15 protein-coding genes are annotated in these 19,167 nt (G+C 44.9%); all 15 read left to right on the top strand.

Going from position 1 to position 19,167, the window contains the following annotated elements; all coding sequences use genetic code 11:
- Positions 1 to 311 precede the first annotated feature (311 nt).
- The 15 genes from F568_RS0100740 to F568_RS0100670 all read left to right on the top strand — a co-directional run bounded on the left by F568_RS0100740 (position 312) and on the right by F568_RS0100670 (position 19,105).
- Positions 312 to 1,373: an NAD-dependent epimerase/dehydratase family protein gene (locus F568_RS0100740; RefSeq protein ID WP_026300242.1), complete on the top strand. Its 1,062-nt coding sequence runs from the start codon at positions 312 to 314 to the stop codon at positions 1,371 to 1,373.
- 33 nt (positions 1,374 to 1,406) lie between these two features.
- Entirely contained in the window at positions 1,407 to 2,183 is a 777-nt protein-coding gene (gene rfbF, locus F568_RS0100735) for a glucose-1-phosphate cytidylyltransferase (RefSeq protein WP_019016785.1), read from the top strand.
- Between the two features lie 45 nt (positions 2,184 to 2,228).
- A complete protein-coding gene (locus F568_RS0100730) occupies positions 2,229 to 3,536 on the top strand; it encodes an NAD(P)H-dependent oxidoreductase (protein WP_019016784.1) in 1,308 nt (435 codons plus the stop codon).
- A 31-nt stretch (positions 3,537 to 3,567) separates the two neighbouring features.
- Complete coding sequence (rfbC, locus tag F568_RS0100725) at positions 3,568 to 4,116, top strand: dTDP-4-dehydrorhamnose 3,5-epimerase (RefSeq protein WP_026300241.1); 549 nt, start codon at positions 3,568 to 3,570, stop codon at positions 4,114 to 4,116.
- Between the two features lie 52 nt (positions 4,117 to 4,168).
- On the top strand, positions 4,169 to 5,200 hold the full coding sequence (locus F568_RS0100720) for a glycosyltransferase family 2 protein (RefSeq protein ID WP_229804278.1): 1,032 nt from the start codon (positions 4,169 to 4,171) through the stop codon (positions 5,198 to 5,200).
- Between the two features lie 81 nt (positions 5,201 to 5,281).
- Positions 5,282 to 7,282, top strand: coding sequence for an acyltransferase family protein (locus F568_RS21915; protein WP_019016781.1), 2,001 nt, complete (start codon positions 5,282 to 5,284; stop codon positions 7,280 to 7,282).
- Between the two features lie 1,374 nt (positions 7,283 to 8,656).
- Entirely contained in the window at positions 8,657 to 9,787 is a 1,131-nt protein-coding gene (locus F568_RS0100710) for a polysaccharide export protein (protein WP_019016780.1), read from the top strand.
- 151 nt (positions 9,788 to 9,938) lie between these two features.
- Positions 9,939 to 12,218 carry a polysaccharide biosynthesis tyrosine autokinase gene (locus F568_RS0100705; RefSeq protein ID WP_051087909.1) on the top strand — a complete coding sequence of 760 codons (2,280 nt, stop codon included), beginning with the start codon at positions 9,939 to 9,941 and terminating at the stop codon, positions 12,216 to 12,218.
- Between the two features lie 342 nt (positions 12,219 to 12,560).
- On the top strand, positions 12,561 to 13,445 hold the full coding sequence (locus tag F568_RS21910) for a glycosyltransferase family 2 protein (RefSeq protein ID WP_019016778.1): 885 nt from the start codon (positions 12,561 to 12,563) through the stop codon (positions 13,443 to 13,445).
- A gap of 12 nt (positions 13,446 to 13,457) precedes the next feature.
- Entirely contained in the window at positions 13,458 to 14,630 is a 1,173-nt protein-coding gene (locus F568_RS0100695; RefSeq protein WP_019016777.1) for a hypothetical protein, read from the top strand.
- Positions 14,631 to 14,666: 36 nt separating this feature from the next.
- Entirely contained in the window at positions 14,667 to 15,194 is a 528-nt protein-coding gene (locus F568_RS24165; RefSeq protein ID WP_083932950.1) for an acyltransferase, read from the top strand.
- Between the two features lie 8 nt (positions 15,195 to 15,202).
- Positions 15,203 to 16,459 (top strand): capsular polysaccharide export protein, LipB/KpsS family, encoded by a 1,257-nt coding sequence (locus F568_RS0100685; RefSeq protein WP_019016775.1) that lies wholly within the window; start codon positions 15,203 to 15,205, stop codon positions 16,457 to 16,459.
- Positions 16,460 to 16,631: 172 nt separating this feature from the next.
- Positions 16,632 to 17,747: a glycosyltransferase gene (locus F568_RS21900; RefSeq protein WP_019016774.1), complete on the top strand. Its 1,116-nt coding sequence runs from the start codon at positions 16,632 to 16,634 to the stop codon at positions 17,745 to 17,747.
- A complete protein-coding gene (kdsA, locus tag F568_RS0100675; RefSeq protein WP_019016773.1) occupies positions 17,713 to 18,555 on the top strand; it encodes a 3-deoxy-8-phosphooctulonate synthase in 843 nt (280 codons plus the stop codon). The genes F568_RS21900 and kdsA overlap by 35 nt, the downstream gene beginning before the upstream one ends.
- Positions 18,548 to 19,105, top strand: coding sequence for a KdsC family phosphatase (locus tag F568_RS0100670; RefSeq protein ID WP_019016772.1), 558 nt, complete (start codon positions 18,548 to 18,550; stop codon positions 19,103 to 19,105). The genes kdsA and F568_RS0100670 overlap by 8 nt, the downstream gene beginning before the upstream one ends.
- The last annotated feature ends 62 nt before the right edge of the window (positions 19,106 to 19,167 follow it).

The raw sequence follows: 19,167 nt of genomic DNA, 5'->3' as shown, positions 1-19,167 counted from the left end.
CATCATTCTGCTGGGTGATAAGCCACTCACTGTTAACACGAAGAAAACTCAGAAGTTTCCATTCAAAAAGCTTTAACACAGCTTAGATGTCTACTGAAGTGAATATTATAAACATAGTTACTTTTTTCGAAAATTAAATAATTTAAAGTTACATTCTTGACGGTTGCGCAACCAGTGCGTAAACAAGGTAAGAGGGATCATAACAGAGCGAGATGCCGCGGTTTTTGGCAATTAAGCGGCGATGCTCACTGACAAAAAACTGTTAGCCGGGTTGAAGCTAGGCGCTAACTATAAGATATCTAGGGAAAACTGTGAAAATATTAATTATAGGCAATATGGGGTATGTCGGCTCTGCGGTGGTCCGAGGGTTGGCAGAAGCGCATCCCACTGCAATTCTCCACGGTTACGATAATGCTTATTTTGCGCACTGTTTGACGGGGGCTGCGTATCTTCCCGAGCGGTACCTTGAGCGCCAGTACTTTGGCGATGTACGGTCCATCTCGGTGGAGCAGCTTGAAGGTTATGATGCTGTAGTGCAGCTTGCTGCCGTCTCCAATGACCCGATGGGCTCGCGCTTCGCCGTGGCCACGGCAGAAATTAATCAGCACGCTACTATTTTGACCGCCAGAGCAGCCGAGCAGGCAGGCGTAAGCAACTTCGTGTTCGCCTCTAGCTGTAGCATTTACGGTATCGCTCTTGGTGCCCCTCGCTGCGAAAATGATGAAGTAGCCCCCATTACGGACTATGCCAAGTCCAAGGTTGGCGCAGAAGAAGCGTTGGCAGCCATTGAGGGGGACATGGTTATCACTAGCCTGCGCTTTGCCACAGCTTGTGGCATGTCAGATCGTTTACGCCTGGATCTGGTTCTGAATGATTTCGTTGCCTGTGCCCTGAGCCAGAAACGGATCACAGTGCTGAGTGATGGGTCACCATGGCGACCTCTAATTGACGTAGCCGACATGGCTAGGGCTATAGATTGGGCAGTACAGCGCAAGGCAAACAATGGTGGTCGCATCCTATCCGTCAACACCGGATCGAACGCACGCAACCATCAGGTAAGAGACCTTGCATATGCCGTGGCCGATGCTGTTCCTGGCACATCAGTAGACATCAATACTGAGGCGCCTATGGACAGTCGTTCCTATCAGGTGAATTTTGACCTGTTTGCCAGCTTGGCCCCTGATTTTTTACCTCAGTTAACGCTCTCGGATTCAATTTACGGTTTGATCGAGGGGCTTAAGCGTATGAGTTTCTCCGACTCCGAGTTTCGGGCATCACCTCTGATGCGCCTCCATGTTTTGCAGAGACACATAGAAGAAGGGCGTCTCTCTGAACGCTTGGATTGGCTAAAAGATAGAAAACAAAAAATCTAAGCCTCCCTAGGATTCTTCAAAGAGGATAGAAACATGAAAGTGGTCATATTTGCTGGCGGCTATGGCACACGCTTGAGTGAAGAAACTGCGATATGCCCCAAACCCATGGTTGAGATTGGGGGGCGCCCCATAATCTGGCATATCATGAAAACATATGCTCATTATGGGTTTAAGGATTTTGTCATACTGGGGGGGTACAAGGTCAATTATATAAGGAATTATTTCTTAAACTATCGTGGCAACCTCACAGATTACACCATAGATTTGAAAACCGGCAGTATCGACTGGCTTCAGAGCGTAAATGAAGACTGGAAAGTCACAGTGCTTGATACTGGCGAAGGCGCCATGACTGGAGGACGTCTAAAAAAAGCAATGCCTTTATTGGCAGATGGCCCTTTTTGCCTGACTTACGGTGATGGCGTAAGCGATATAAACATACCTGGTTTAATCGACGCGCATCGAGCATCAGGAAATTGGTGTACGTTAACTGCGGTCACCCAACCTGGGCGATTTGGTGCACTGCGATTCGACGAGGGGTCGAATCGTGTCCAAGGCTTTCGGGAGAAGGGGGAAAGAGACGGGGGGCTGATAAACGGAGGGTATTTTGTCTGTGAACCGGAAGTATTCGAGCTGATAGATGATAGTCAAACCACGTGGGAGAACGAGCCACTAGAGCGCATGGTTAAGCTCGGAAAACTAGGGTATTACCATCACAGCGGTTACTGGCAGTGTATGGACTCGTTGCGCGACAAGAGAGTGCTGGAAGCCGCTTGGGAAAGTAGTCCTCCTTGGAAAGTATGGAGTGATTAAGGTCTCAAGGTAAGCCCGCTTAATTATGAAGGGATTCGTATAAGAATGATAATCATCGATACTGGCCTTGCCAAGCGGCAGGCTGAAGGCAATCCGATCCGTGTCGGCATGGTTGGCGCAGGTTTTCAGGCCAGTGGCATTGGCCTACAAATCATGACTGCGACGCCGGGCATGAAATTATGTGCTATCGCTAATCGCAATATACCTGCGGCAATTAGTGTCTTCGGCCAGGCCGGCATCGACCCAGTGCAGTGCGATACGCAAGAAGCATTAGAAACCGCCATCTCGGCGGGTAGGCCAGCTGTGACCGAAGATGCCGTAGCGCTGGCTCGTTCCGGTGGGCTTGATGCCATCATTGAAGTTACCGGCTCGGTAGAATTTGCCGCACATGCTGTAGTAGCGGCATTGGAAAGCGGCAAGCATGTCATCCAGATGAACGCCGAGTTGGATGGCACAGTCGGGCCCATTCTCAAAAAGAAAGCGGATGCAGCGGGTGTCATTTATACCTTTTCCGATGGTGACCAGCCAGGCGTACAAATGAACCTTCATCGTTTCGTGGCTGGTTTAGGGCTTACCCCGGTCCTTTGCGGCAATATCAAAGGCCTGCACGATCCCTATCGCAACCCGGCAACGCAGGAAAGCTTTGCCAAGCGTTGGGGGCAGAAACCCGCCATGGTCGCTTCGTTTGCCGATGGCACCAAGATATCGTTTGAACAAGCTATTGTTGCCAACGGCACTGATATGCAGGTGGCTCGTCGTGGCATGCTTGGCCCCGATTTTTCTCAAGGCGACCCTGGCGCACCATTAGTACCTATTGAAGAAACTATATCGTCTTTTGAGCCCCATCTTGATCCAGCGGGGCCTGGCCTGGTCGATTATGTCGTTGGGGCAAGGCCGGGGCCGGGAGTGTTTGTCTTGGGTACTCTTGAGAACCCTCGGCAAAAGCATTACTTGGAACTCTATAAGATGGGAAAGGGACCTTACTACTGCTTCTATACACCTTATCACCTATGCCATTTTGAAGTACCTAACTCCATCGCCAGGGCAGTCCTGTTCAACGATGCCGTACTTGCGCCCAAGCATGGCCCGAAGGTCGGGGTGATTGCCGTGGCCAAGAAAAGCTTGGCCGTAGGCGAGGAAATCAAGGATTTCGGTGGCTTCGAGGTCTATGGTGTTGCCGAAAATATAGAAACCATACGACAGGACAGGCTTTTACCGGTTGGGCTGGCGCTTGGTTGTAGCCTGGCCAAGCCAGTGGAAAAGGATACTCCGCTGACTTTTGAAGACGTGCAATTCCCGTCAGATCGCTTGATAGATCGGCTATATGCAGAGCAGGAACACTTTTTTGCATGATTAGTATATAAATAGCTCTTTGGAGAAAATGATGAAATTTCACTCAACAACGCTTAACGATGCGTGGCTAATAGAGCTAGAGCCGAGAGGTGACCAGCGAGGTTATTTTGCGCGAACCATGTGCCAGGAAGAATTTGAAAAACATGGATTGATTAACAGATTCGTACAACAAAATACATCATTTTCTGCCCAACGCGGAACGCTGCGAGGCTTACATTACCAGACACCTCCTTATGGGGAAGCTAAACTTGTACGTTGCCTTCGCGGGGCGATCGTGGATGTTATAGTCGATATAAGGAAAGGGTCCTCTACCTATTTGCAACATCAAATGTTTGAGCTGACGGACAGAAACATGTATCAGCTTTATGTGCCGCCTGGCTTCGCGCACTCATTTCAAACCCTGAACGACAATGTAGAAGTAAGCTACCTGGTCTCAACCGCCTATAATCCCGAAGCCGAGCGAGGATTGAATTATAGAGATGAGCAATTAGGCATCGACTGGCCTATTCCGGTTACTGTCGTTTCAGAAAAGGATAGTAGCTGGCCTCTTATCTCCGAACATACACAACCCCTTTACTGAATTCATGCAGAGTGAGGTCAAACCCAATGTAGCTTTCCTGGGAGTCGATATAATGTGCAAAGTGGTAGCTGTCATTCTGACATATAACCGTAAAGACCTGCTTAAATGCGCCTTGGATGCTGTGTATTCCCAAACACGCCCTTGCGATAGCGTAATCGTTGTTGATAACGCTAGTCAGGATGGTACTTCGCAGATGCTGATGGAATCCCACTATCCCGGCTTAATAGGTTATGTGCTTTCCAATAATATTGGTGCCTCGGGCGGCTTCAATGCGGGGTTTCGCTTAGCATATCAACATGGAGCCGATTTCGTATGGATGATGGATGATGATGTCATTCCAGACCCGGATGCATTGCAACAGCTCCTTGAAGCAGAGAATTTTTTAAATGACAAGAAAGTTGATCACAGCTTTCTTTTATCTACTGCTTTTACAGAAAACAAAGATGTTACGAATACACCTGTCTTGAGTGTGCTGAAGAACAGGATTGGCTACGGAAATTGGCCTGAAATGGCCATGCATGGGCTAATACCTGTCCAACGAGCAACCTTTGTCTCTATACTCGTACATCGCTCGGTATTAGAACAGCATGGTTTACCCATCGCATCCATGTTCATTTGGGGAGAGGATTACGAATATACATTAAGAGTTAGCCAGACCATGCCAGGATTCTTGGTAGGGAAAAGCCGAGTTCAGCATGTTCGTCAGAGAAGTGGAACCCTAAATATACACAATGAAGAAAACCCTGTCAGAATAAAATTTTACAGACATCATGTCAGAAACAGGATATTTATTACACGCAAATACTTTTCTAAAATTAAGTTGCTGCAGGTAGTCTGGGGGGATTTAAAAACCAGTTGCAACTTGCTATGCAAAGCAGAATTTGCTAAGTCAAAAGTCATCTTGCAGGGTGTGATTGAAAGCGTTGGTTTTAATCCGAGGGCCGAGACGGTTAGTTCACCCTTTGAAACTTTGAAAGTTAGTGTTTCGTTAATAGGCAATAGATCTGAGCATAACGTGAGTATCGCTGATGTAGATAGCGCCGTTCAACCGACAAATAATTATGTTCAAGAAAGCTATAGCTGAAACTGAAATGTGTTTGGATAAAGTGAAATGAAACAAGTCTTATAAAAGCATGTGTGGTTTGGTTAATCGAGGTACAGGCCCATGGAATTCAGGCGAGATATAAATGGGCTAAGGGCAATAGCAGTTGCTCTAGTCGTTCTTTTCCATTTTGGAATCCCGGGGATGCAGGGAGGGTTTATAGGGGTCGATGTTTTTTTTGTTATTTCAGGTTACCTCATGACCGGGATCATATTTTCAAGGATGAGAAAAGACAGCTTTTCTGTTCTTGGGTTTTATCTCGATAGGGCTCGCCGAATAGTTCCTGCGCTTGCGTGTGTCTGTTTTATCGTTCTTCTTGTTGGCTGGGTGCTGTTATTGCCTGGAGGTTACGAGGAGTTGGCGAATCAGGTTCTAGGAAGCTTGACCTTTGTATCTAATTTTATCTACACTCAAGATTCAGGATATTTCGAGCAAGCAGTCCATGATAATTGGTTGCTGCACACTTGGTCGCTATCTGTAGAGTGGCAGTTTTATTTAATATATCCGATCGCTATTGTCGCTTTGCGCCAGTTCTTTCCGTTGCACAGCATACGTTGGTTCATAGTGATAGCGGCTATTCTCTCTTTCGCTTTATCCATTTACGCGTCTGGTCGGTGGCCAACCCACGCTTTTTATCTGTTACCGACCCGGGCCTGGGAGATGATGGTCGGTGCACTGGTCTTTTTGTTTCCAATACAGAAGAGTCATGAAAACAAGATGTTATGGGAGGCCGTGGGTTTTGTATTGATAGCGTTCAGTGCTGTTTTTATTAGTTCTTCGGTGGCTTGGCCTGGCTGGCTGGCTGCTTTTCCCGTAATCGGCACCGCTTTGATCATGCTACAAGCGAGGCAAGATTCACCCCTAACAAGCAACCCTATCTCGGAATTTTTAGGAAAATCCTCTTATTCAATCTATCTGTGGCACTGGCCTGTCGTTGTTTGGATGCATTATTTTGGTTTGATGAGTAATGTGCTTTGGGTGATAACAGGTATAGTGATATCAATCGTGCTTGGCTATATTTCCTATAATTACATAGAGAATGTGGCCAGGAAGAAAAAAACATCGCTTACTAAGTCTAGTATTAGACCATTAATCAGAATCGGTGCGCCTACGACCGTAGCTGCTATTTTTAGCGCAGCGATTATATTTTCGGATGGATATCCGAAACGCATGAGCGATGATTTTTATGCCACAATGGAAAAGCTCGACCTGCCGCGGGTAACCAATGGTTGGTGCTTCTACGATGTTAACACCAATGAGCACCTTCCGATTGGTAGTAAAGGGCTGGAGTGTCGGCGCGGAGAAAGAAACTCTGCCTTGAAAGGGCTATTATTCGGCGATTCTTTCGCGGGCCATTATGGACCTTTTTGGGACCAGCTAGGCAAAGAGCTTTCAGCTGAGGTGAACTCAGTTACGACTAACTGGTGTTATCCAAGCACGAACGATGTGATTTATGGTGATGTTACTTCTAGAAGCTATGATCAATGCTTGGTAAATAGAAAATATTTCTTAGAAAATGCATCTGGCTACGATTTTGTGGTGCTTTCCGGGTCATGGAAGAAAATATATTCGGCTGAACAGATGCAGGGCGTCTACGACGCTATTTCGTATGCAGCTAGACAGTCGAAACTTGTTATCGTAATGGCCACTCCAACGTATTTCGATGTTGATGTACGAAAAATGTACGTCAGAAGTGTCCTCTTCGATATTGACTTTGATATCAACGAATTTAGTAAGGTAGGAGACTTGGAAGCAGTCGAAGCGAATAAGGCGATAGAGAATTTTACCAAGAACTATGCAAATGTATTCTATATGGACAGAAGCTCACTCTTCCATGTCAATGGAGTCCCATCGGAAGTTACAGAAGAAAATATTCCCTATAGCTTCGATCAACATGGGCACATAAGTATTTACGGATCAGTTATGGCGGCAACCTCCTTTATAAAATCGCATCGGTATAACGAGCTTGCTGAAAGAATAACTGAAGTGCAGCGAAACAAGAGTAAAAACCTTGTGTTCATGAATTCAAAAGATTCAGAAAACTCCGGATCAAGTACTTTATGAATGGTCGCAGTTTTTCTATGCGTAAGAAGGCGTTACGTTAACATTAGACCGCAATTCTTGCCTGAAGCATATGGGCTAGGGGCTAGTAAAGGCTTAGCTCCAGTTTGCGGTACCTGCTTGATTGTGTTGAATTCGCGTTTTACTGGCATTGTTATGCATGCTTCTCTTCTTGCGAATTAAATGCAATGTGTCATAGGCGCATGCGACACTATACCGTTCCGCCTCCAGGCGTCTATCATTTCCTTTCCCATCGGGTGATCCCACTAGAATGCATGTCCTTGTCTGCCTGTTATAGGGCTTTGTATTGTAACTTGACTGTACCTAATAGATACTTTTCAGACTATAAAGTAACAATGTTCATTTCTCTACTTTGCTAAGTGTTAGCGAGCCATGCTTTGGTTGGGCTATTCAGTTAGCTGGACATCACTTTTCCATGTCTTTGAAACATTAAAATGCTAAATGGATCGCATTAATTTTTTAGTGTTATTTCTCACGTTGTTTATTATTTAATTTGGTTTCTTGGAAATTCGCATAGTGATTGGTAAGGCTTTTTAATATTCTGATGCTGGGCGCTCGTAAACCCTCCTTTTGGGGTTACAATTATTTACCACTTTCCGGGATGGTTTTATCTGGACTTTAAAAAACAAGAAACATAACGAAAATAGAATGTTGATCCGTACTAAAGAGGAGAATTCTAACTCTTGCAATGACCTTTTCTCCTGCTTTAAGAGTAAGTGGAGAGGAGAAGCCGGCTACGGAAAGAGTGAATGTTACTAAATAATCTCAATAAAACAGTAGCTTACGAAAAATCAGGGCTGGCCCATGGGAAAACCAGGCTGCAAACTGACAAGCTATATAAGTAATAAGAGAGGAGCCGAACGGGTCGTTGCAAAGCGCTAAGTAAACGATACATGCATTAGATTTATAATCTTATTGGTATTAGCTTAACGATGAGGGTCATATTATTAAGATGGTGAATATTAACCATATGTAAAATAAGTAAGTCAAACTCTTACAAACTGAGGGTGTTTGATCTAGCTTATCGTTATGGTCAGTTTGGTTTTCAATCTGATTACATTGTAACTCTAGTAGTTTGTTAACGCTGTCGTAATGGCCTTGAGGAAGCGCCTGAGTAACCTCAGGGCGGTAGCGTGGCAAATCCAAGGGAACAACAAAACGGTAAGGATACCTACCTTGATTGAGAGACAACCGAAAAGAACGCTTGTTTCTACAAGCGCATCGCAAGCGGGGCTTTATCCAGGTGGCTTATGGATAAGCCTTGTTGGTAATGCAAGTCATGCCATTTGACGGCTTGCTTGTATTGCCTTCCTTCTTCTTGGAATGAGAGCGAATAAAAAAATGCTAACACGTCTAATGCAAAACCGTACTCGATGGGGCATGCCTGCTGCGGGGGTCTTACTGGCGATGGGGCTGTCTGCCTGCGCAGCAGCGCCAGGGGGACACATCGATTACGAGGCCGAGAGCGATCCTTTGAGCGAGGTCAATGTCGATGTCCAGCCCATCACTCTTGACCTGATTCAAGAAATGAATGCTACGACACGAGATCCGGCGGATGTGGCTCTTGTCAACAGCGGCAGGCCCGCTGAGTCAACGCCCGACTATGACTATTACATAGGCCGTGGTGACGTGCTTAACATCATCGTCTATGACCATCCTGAACTGACCATTCCCGCCGGTAGCGAGCGAAGCGCTGCGGAATCGGGCAACGTTGTGCATTCCGATGGCACTATCTTCTATCCCTATGTCGGTCAGGTAAACGTTGTGGGCCGCACAGTGCATGACGTGCGCAACGAGATCCAGCGACGTCTGGCGGATTTTATTGCCGAGCCACAAGTGGATGTGAAGGTGGCAGCTTACAATTCCCAAAAGGCCTACGTGACAGGGCAGGTGAACTCACCGGGCCAATTCCCGATCACCAACGTGCCCCTACGCGTACTGGACGCCATCAGCCAGGCGGGAGGCTTGACCGATTCAGCAAATTGGCGTGAGGTCGTACTGTCCCGTGATAACACTGACACGTCACTCTCGGTTTACGAGATGCTGGTTTATGGTGATTTGAAGCAGAATCTACTGCTTGAAGACGGCGATGTATTACATGTCCCGGAAGTTGGCAACCAGCAGGTCTTCGTCATGGGCCAGGTTAATCAGCCTGCATCGCTTGCGATGGGCAATACTCGCCTGTCATTAACGGCGGCTATTTCTCAGGCGGGCGGGATAGATGAAGGAAACGCCAACGCCTCCGGCATCTTCGTGATACGTCGCAACCCGGTTCCCAGCGATACCTACGCGACAGTCTATCAGTTGGATGCTAGCAATGCGGCGGCCTTCGTGATCGGGTCTCAGTTCATGCTCGAGCCAACCGACGTTGTGTATGTCACAGCTGCACCGCTGGCTCGCTGGAACCGCGTCTTGCGCCTGCTGCTGCCGTCTCTGACTACGATCTACCAAGCGACGGAAGTCAACGAGAACATTCAAGACCTTTGACCTGATTTGGCCTAATCCACAATCGCGGGCCTGAGTTCATACCTATAAGCAATGCAAAACCCGGCGTCAGTGAGCAAACCACCGCTGACGTCGGGCAGCACTCAACTGCATTAGCTATCAATTCCAATCGCCCGTCCTATTGGTAATGCTCATGAGACAGAATATTTCTTCCAATCATATGACTCAGGGAAATGGCGATATCGACTTCGCTCGTATGTTCGGTATCTTGATCGACCACAAATGGGTGATCATCTCGGTCACGTCTGCCTTCGCTCTCATCGGGGTCCTCTATACGCTGCTTTCGACGCCTATCTACCAGGCGGATGCGCTGGTACAGATAGAAGACGATCAGAAGATGAACCCGCTCAACGAAGTCACCAACCTTTTAGGCAAGGAGCCTCCTTCAGAATCTGAAATAGAGATCATTCGTTCCCGCATGGTGCTTGGCCGTGCTGTGGATATCCTCAATCTCGATTTGCTGGTGAAACCCAAGCAGGTTCCGTTGGTTGGAGACTTTTTGAATCGTAAAGGAATCGAGCGGCCAACCTTCGTAACGGAGTGGAACCACACTAAAGTGGCTAGCCTTCCAGTAGTCAGTGGGTTCCTGGATTGGCTGGGTGTCGAAATGCCCGCGTTTTCGCTCGATTGGGGGCATGTATGGGCGGGCGAATCGATTGATGTTAAGGCCATGCCGGTCGCCGATAAGTATCTGGATACGACATTCACGCTGGAAGTGATTGATGATCAACGTTATTCATTGATCTATCAGGAACAGCGCCTGGGTGAGGGGAGAGTCGGTACAGACTCCGAGTTCCTGAATGGAGATGTCAGCGTGACGGTGGCAGCTATTAATGCGCCACCCGGGGCAACTTTCGAATTAACACATCTGCGCCGCCTCAAGGCCATCAATAATCTGCGCTATAACCTGGCCATCACCGAACGTGGCCAAGAGACAGGCATTCTGAACTGGACACTAACTGGGCCGGATTCTGAGCGAGCCGGAACAACGCTGAGTACCATTGCCGACATCTACATCGCCCAAAATATTCAGCGCCAGTCTGAAGAGGCACGCAAGAGTCTCGACTTTCTGGATAGCCAGGTTCCAGCTGTACACGATGAGCTACGGGCTGCCGAGGACAAGCTTAATCTCTACCGGGCCGAACGCGACAGCATCGATCTAACCATCGAAACAAGCTCTATCCTGGAGCGGATGGTCAATCTCGAATCTCAGCTGAATGAGCTGGAGTTCGCGGAAGCGGAGATCTCACGGCGCTTTACGCCCAGTCACCCGACCTATGCTGCGCTTCTGGAAAAGAAAAGTCAGTTGAACAAAGAGATGGTCAATCTCGAGAGCAAAGTTAACAGCCTGCCTCAGACGCAGCAGGAAATCTTGCGCATGCAGCGTGACGTAGAAGTGAACCAGGAAATTTACGTTGCGCTGCGGAACAAGGTGCAAGAGATGCAGATTGCTGAGGCGAGCACCGTCGGTAATGTACGTGTCCTCGATATGGCCGAGGTACTTCCAGAGCCGGTCGCTCCAGCTAAACAACTCATCGTGCTAGTGGCTACGATGCTTGGTGGCATGGTGTCTGTGGGTGGTGTCCTGCTCCATGCAGCCTTGAATAGAGGCATTGAAACGCCTGATGAACTCGAGCAGCTTGATATGCCGGTCTATGCCACGGTGCCGCTGTCCGAAGAGCAACAGAAGCTTAATAGGTTCATCCGGCGCGAAAGCGGGCGTAACGATACGATCACGGCAGGGTTACTGGCCAAACGCAATCCTGCCGATGTGTCAGTCGAGGCCTTGCGTGGGCTTAGAACTAGTCTGCACTTTGCCATGCTGGATAGTAGTGATAGTCGTATCCTAGTGACCGGACCGAGTCCCGGGATCGGCAAGAGTTTCGTGACGGTCAATCTGGCGGCAGTCTGTGCCCAGGCAGGGCAGCGTGTGCTGATAATTGATGGGGATATGCGCAAAGGACACCTGCACAGCGTTTTCGGCACGCGTCCCGATGGCGGCCTCAGTGATATTCTCAGCGATCGTCAGTCAGCCGTGGACATGATCCGTGTTGCCGAAGGCATGGACTATCTACACTATATCGCTCGGGGTGCCGCTCCGCCCAACCCTGCAGAATTACTCAATACCTCCCGCCTGACAGAATTGCTCGAGTTCGTCGACCAGCATTATGACCTTGTAATCATCGACTCTCCGCCGGTTCTGGCGGTTACGGATGCCGCAATTATTGGTAAGCATGTCAGCACGACGCTGTTGGTAGCGCGATTCCAGCTCAACTCTGTCAAAGAGATAGAACTGGCGCGGCGTCGCCTGGAAACTGCGGGGGTCAATGTCAAAGGGGCAATTCTCAACGCAATGGAGCGCAAGGCAGCTACTGCGTACGGCTACGGTTACTACAACTACGCTTACAAGTGAGTCTTACCGGCAGGGAGGTTGAAACTCGTAGCGTGTCGTTAGGGGCTTACAGCACATACGAAGCGATGTGCAATAGGGTTGTATCTATAACGTGAGTACTGGGTTCTCTAGCCTGCCAGCAAGACGCGTTATCGAGGCTGGTTGGCGAAGAGAGCTCAGTACAAACCCTTATCCAGTAGACGTAGGAAGGCTTGGCACCGAACGTCAACACTTCGAAAGGAATGGCCAGAACCTACCTAGCCATTCTGGTTGAGACAACATGAACGCTAGGGTGCCGACTGCCATTCTGATCGGGTGTTATACGCAAAGAGTCAATTTGGCGCCATCCATGGTGAAGCAAACATGAAAGATGTACACCGTCCGTATTTTTCAGTCATTATTCCCGTTTATAAGCGATTCGATCAGTTCAAAAAAACGCTTGATTCGGTTTTGTCACAGACATTTGAAAATTTCGAATTGGTTATAGTTGATGACGGTTCAGGCGATGTTTTCAATGAATTGTTGAAACATGAGGTCCAGGTAAGAAATGATGAAAGAATAAAAGTTCATTGCCTGACAAAAAATGTAGGTGGCGGCGGGGCTCGTAATCATGGGATCGCTGCGGCACAGGGAGAATATATTGCGTTTTTAGATTCAGATGATATTTGGAAGGAGAATAAGCTAGAAAAGGACTATAATATTATACTCGCCAATAAAGGCGTAGATGTGGTTTACTCACCGATAGTGAATTTCGTTAATGGCGTTAAAGGAAAGATTACACCTAGCAGAAGCATAGGTGAAAGCGAGTCTATTGGTGATTACCTGTTTGCCAACGTAAAAAATGGACGGGGGATGCAAACATCTACGTTAGTAGTTAAAACTTCATTGGCCAAAAATAATTTGTTTAATGAGAAGCTCAGGGGACATCAGGACTGGGATTTTTTGTTACGGTTAGGTGGAAAGAAACCGCGTGTTAAGTTCAGCCCATACTGTCTGACCGAAAGGCACGTTTATGTGAACCAGTCTTTATCAGACAACGTGAGCAGAAACCTGGATTATTTATTTTCCAAGCAGTTTTATACAGAATACAAAAAGTTTTTGTCTGCCGAGGCAAGGATTTATTATAGAACTAGGGTTTTATTGCCAAAGTCTATAAAGTCAAGGAAGGAATTGTTTAGGAATTTATTTTACTTCGGAAACGCGTTAGATATAAAATTTATCATAAGTAAAATAATAAACCTGGTTTAGGGGGGGCGAAAAATGCTGCAGAGAATAATTTTAGCTGTAAGCTTGTTTTTCTTTAGTGCGAGTACCTTTAGCTACCGCTCCGCCATGATTGCTTACTTTTTAATTGCGTTGATATTTGCGTGTGGCATGGTAGGGAAAGACAAACTAACTTCACCCTTGGGACTTACGTTATCTGGCATTTCAATAGCTTTCTTAGTACTGCTTATATCATCCTATAACTACATACATTTAATATACTACGTAAAGTTTTTGGGCATGATATTTTATGTATACTTATTCCTAATACTGGTAAATTCAAAGCTATTGAGTAAAGAAGACGTACTTTATGCGGCGAAAGCTTTTTTATATATGCATTGCACATTCTTTTTTACGCAATTAGGAATATATCTTCTGACAGGGAATATGATTAATTTCGATAGTTATTTTAGGGAAGAAGATGCTCGGCTGCTAGCTAACACTCTGGCCTTGCAAGGTCAAGTGATTGACGTTAGAGCGACTGGCATATTTTCGGAACCGTCTTTTTACAGTTATACGGTATATCCAGTTGCATTAGTTTTAAGTATATATCAGGGGAGATACACGCTTGCGTCAATACTGGGTATAGTGACTTCTGTATTAACATTTTCAGTTGCTGCGTTTGTCATTGTAGGAATAGGCACAATATACACATTATTCCTGTTCAAAAAAAATCATTTGGCGAAGATTGCAATTATAATAGGAGTGATACTATTTTTCCCCTTGGGCTACACAGTTTTTGAAAACAGAGTTATAAATTCAGTAGATTATAATGCTGTAGAATCAAGAATGGTGATATTTGAAGAGTTTAAACAGCGCGGAGGCATCAAAAATATTTTTGGAAGCGGTTTTTTGTGGTATGAAAAGCAGCCTATCGGGGACACTGGGCTTAGAGGATACCACACGCGAGATACTTCAACCTTTGTTTATTTATTTTTCGCAGCTGGGGTTTTGGGTACGGTATTGATAATATTAGGAATTTACCTGATGTTTAAACAGAAAATAGCGTATTTCAATGCCTTCATGGTCATATTGTTATTTAAGTTCTCGATACTCAGTGCTGCATTCTGGCTAGCCTTAATTTTCTTTTGCGCTTTTTATAAATTAGCTTTGCAAGAGGAGGATAGTAACGAATGGCAAGGTAGTTTCCAGATAAAAAGCGAAGCTTAGATGTCGTGATCTCGAAATAATACAAAGGTTAAAGTGATGCGCCTGGTTTCTTACTTTATTGGCATGTTGTATTTTTACGCTATTTGGTTGTTGAACTTTAACAATCTATCCTTTCATGCATTATCTAGATTCGAAAGCGGCATAAAAATCAGGTTGAGAAACAAAGGAAGTATTCGTCTCGGTAAATGTAGCACTAGAGGTAGAGTTACTATATTGGCTGACGGTGGGAAAGTAAGCATTGGCGATAATGTTTTCATGAATTCAAACAGCTCTATCAATTGCTTATGTGGAGTGGCTATAGGAAGTGGAACTTTGCTCGGAAATAACGTGAATATATATGACCATGACCACAAAATAATCAATGGGGTAGTAAAGCATAAGGCTTTCGATATCGCACCAGTAGAGATTGGCAGTAACTGCTGGTTAGGGACTAATGTCACGGTCCTGAAAGGAGTGAAAATCATCGATGAAGTGATTATAGGCGCTAATTCGGTTGTAACGAAAGATCTCCTTGTAAGCGGAGTATATGTGATGAAAGAAGGAACGTTAAAGAAAATAAAGTGAGACGCATCATGGGAAATACGAATGTTACGCTCTGCTTGGTTGATTATGGAAAGGCTGCTGATTTCTTTATATCGCTCTCTAAATTAGATAAAACTAGAAAGTATATAATTCTGACACACTTGCCTTCTGTATATATTAAGTGTAAAAAAAATAAGATAGCATCTCGGCTAATTCATAAGCTAAGTAAAAAAAGTAAGTTTTTTATCCCGGTTCCTGATTTACAAAAAACTAGAGAGTTGGCCCTGGGTATATTAACAAGCGAAGAAGCTGCTTCCTTGTTTCGTTATTATGTCAATGAAATCAGATGTCTAGAGTTTAAGTTTACGAAGATAGACTACCTTTTTGTATGGAACGGGCAGACTGTAGCAGGCGAAGTGTGCACATTTCTACGGAACGAGGAGAAGAAGAAAACGCTATATTTCGAGATTGCAAACATTAATAATAGGATATTCGTAGACCCTTGGGGTGTTAACTCCAGATCTAAGCTGAATATTTGTGGCGAAGATTATTTGCGAAATTTTAGCAACAACAGTGAAGACATGAATTATGAAGAATGGAAAAATAAATATATCGAAGATAAGAGAAACGCAAGCAGCATACCCCAGGCAAAGAATTTATCTGAAAAAAACTTGAGTTTGCTCTTGGATTACATGTTTACCACGGCATTTGGATATAAGTTCTTTTCAAAAAGGTCGAAAGATAACAAGGCTAGAGTGAAGAAAAGAAAACATCAGGCTCGCTTTGAGGAGAAGGAGTTAATAAAGGATTTCGTTTTTTTTCCTGGGCAAGTCCATGATGATACTCAGCTGATATTGAATAGTAAAATTGGGAATGTAGAGGCGATACGCAAGATAGTAGAGCTGGAAAACTTGCCAGTAATAGTTAAGCCTCACCCGGCTGGATCGCCAGAAGAGTATTCAGGCCTTAGCGATTTGATAAACCAAGGAAGGGTTATCATAAGCTATCGTAACACATTTGAGTTAATAGAAAATGCAGCTCGTATATATACAATTAATTCTACAGTTGGGTTTGAGGCTAAGCTGCTCGGCAAAGAAGTGATATTTTTTGGCAGATCACTTTACGAAAAATTTGATCGAGAGAGCCTGAAAAACTATGTGAAAAATTATTTGATTGTTGCTGATTTCTTTTCACCAGAAGGAAACATCCCGAAAGAAAGTATTGAGAGGATTTATTTACGCGCAGATATGGAAACATTGGGCCATGATAAAACTGATGTGATAGAAAGTAATGTACTGCATAACTGACTTGGCGCTACCTTAAACAAGTGCTAGATACGCATAATAGCGGGGATAAAATATACTGAACGGTTTTATGCGCGCCATAATAAGTTGAGCACGTAACGTAACATATGGAAAACAAGGGCCGTGAAAGTTCAGTATCAAACGCAGGCTTTGAGTGTGGTCTAAGGAAAATTACATGAAGTTGATACATATTATTGAAGCTAGCGCCACTGGTACGCTTTCCATGGCAGCTTTGTTGGCTAACGAGCAAGCATCTAAAGGTATAGAAACTACAGTAATAATATCAATTCGGCCAGAGACACCGAGAGAGCTAGGGAACATATTCTCAAATGATGTTAACTTACAGTTTGTGGATATGTCGAGTCTGCCTGGTAAGATAAAAAGCTTCTTTTTGTTGGCTAGGATATTCAAAGATAGTGATGCTGACGTGGTGGTAATGCATTCCTCTTATGCTGGGTTTATTGGCAGGATAGCTGCCTTGCTAGCTCATAGCAAAGCAAAGCTCTTTTATATTCCCCACTGTATTTCTTTTATGCGAACAGATATAGGTAGGGTTAAAAAATACATTTTCGTCATGTTTGAAAGGTTGGCTAATATTAAAAAAAGCATTTACATTGCTTGCTCAAATAGTGAGGGAGAAGCAATAAAAAATAACATCAACTGTATGTGTGTGGTCGTGGAAAATGCTGTCAAGGATAACTTTAAAAACGACCTTGATGGTGAATGTCTTAAAGTCCCTTTTAAAGTTATTACTGTAGGCCAGGTTAGGGTGCAAAAAAATCCAAGACTGTTTTCCAGGATTAGTGAAAAGGTTAACAGTTTGGTTGATAATGTAGAGTTTATATGGGTAGGAGATGGCGACGACGCTCTAAAGTCTACATTGGCCGACAATAAAGTAAACGTTACAGGTTGGGTTAACTCAACTGAAGTAAGAGAATATTTGAAAGAGGCAGATATATACCTATCTACATCAAGCTGGGAAGGAATGCCGGTCTCTTTGATTGAAGCCAATTATGCTGGCGTTACTGTTGTGGCTAAGAATTGTGCCGGAAATAACGATATCATAACTACTGGAGTTAATGGTTTTTTGTTTGATCAAGAAGATGAGGCGGTAAGTATAATATACGAACTGTTAGAGTCGCCTGATAAAAGGAGGGAGGTTTCGGGGAACGCTTTATCGATTGCCAAAGATAGATTTTCATACGATCGTTATATTAAACAAATGGATGAATTGTTTTTTGAAAGGAACCAGTTAAATGCTAAAAATAGGGAAGGACATCCATGTGTCTAATGACAGGCCCTTTGTTCTATTTGGCGGAGTCAATGTCATTGAAAGTTTAGATAGCACTCTATACGCATGCGATAGGTTCAGGTCGGTCACTGATGCGCTAAATATTCCTTTTGTATTCAAAGCATCATTTGATAAAGCAAACCGTTCATCGATCAGGTCTTTTCGTGGCATCGGTGTTCATGAGGGAATAAGAGTCCTGGAAAAAGTTAAGCAGGAATTCAACGTCTCGATAATCACTGATGTACATGAGACTGAGCAAGCTGGCCTTGCTTCAGAAGTCGCTGATGTCCTGCAACTGCCTGCTTTTCTTGCACGACAGACTGATTTGGTTATGGCCTTAGCTAATACCCAAAAAGTAATCAATATTAAAAAGCCTCAATTCATCAGCCCAGGGCAAACGAAGCACATAGTTGATAAGTTCAGAGAGCTGGGTAATGAAAAAGTCATGTTGTGTGAGCGAGGTAGCTGTTTTGGGTATGACAATTTAATAGTCGATATGCTGGGCTTCAAAGAAATGAAAAAAGCTAGCAATGAAGCCCCGATAATATTCGATGTGACTCACAGCCTTCAGCGACGAGATGCCATGAGCGAAGCTTCTAGTGGCCGAAGGCAGCAGTCACTAGAGCTGGCTAGAGCAGGCATGGCCGTTGCGCTTGCTGGCCTCTTCCTGGAAGCGCACGCTGAACCTGATAAAGCAAAATGCGATGGTGCAAGTGCTCTACCTCTAGATAAAATTGAGCCTTTTCTTACACAGGTAAAAGCGGTGGATGATCTCGTCAAAAGCTTTCCCGAGGTGAACATTGAATAGCCCGGTACGAGATAAGAGGCTCGACGTTAAGCTGGTGTTATTTGATGTCGATGGTGTACTAACAGACGGGACATTGTTTGTCAGTGGCAGTGGCGAGATATATAAAGCCTTTAATGCCAAAGACGGAGTCGCTGTGTCGCTGTTGAAAAACAATCATATCGGCGCTGGAGTGATTTCAGGTAAAGATAGTCCTGCATTGCGATATAGAGCTAAGCAGCTTGGGATGGATTCAATTAAGCTTGGGGTGAGCGATAAAGTAAAGGCATTACATGAAATTATCGCTTGTTACGGCATAACGTATGAAAATGTTTGCTTCGTTGGGGATGATATCGTCGATTATGACGTGATGAGCCGAGTTGGGGTTTCTTACGCGCCTTCAGACGCACATCCCTTAATTAAAAATTTGGCAAGCTTTGTTACTATTTCTCCAGGAGGGAAAGGCGTAGCTAGAGAAGTCGCTGAAGATATATTGCATGCACAAGGCATGACTCTTGAGGAAATGTATAGGTATATATTGAATAAGTCTAATTTGGAAAGTGTCATGCAGTAAATTCATCGGTGTAATGGAGTGTCAGTTATCACTGAGTGAAATTCTACGATAGAAATCCAGTT

It is taken from the genome of Modicisalibacter luteus DSM 23508 (genome assembly GCF_000378505.1).
In the GTDB taxonomy this organism is placed as follows: Bacteria; Pseudomonadota; Gammaproteobacteria; order Pseudomonadales; family Halomonadaceae; genus Modicisalibacter; species Modicisalibacter luteus.
Note: the sequence above shows the minus strand (reverse complement) of the source record. Positions and strands in the feature narration are given on the sequence as shown.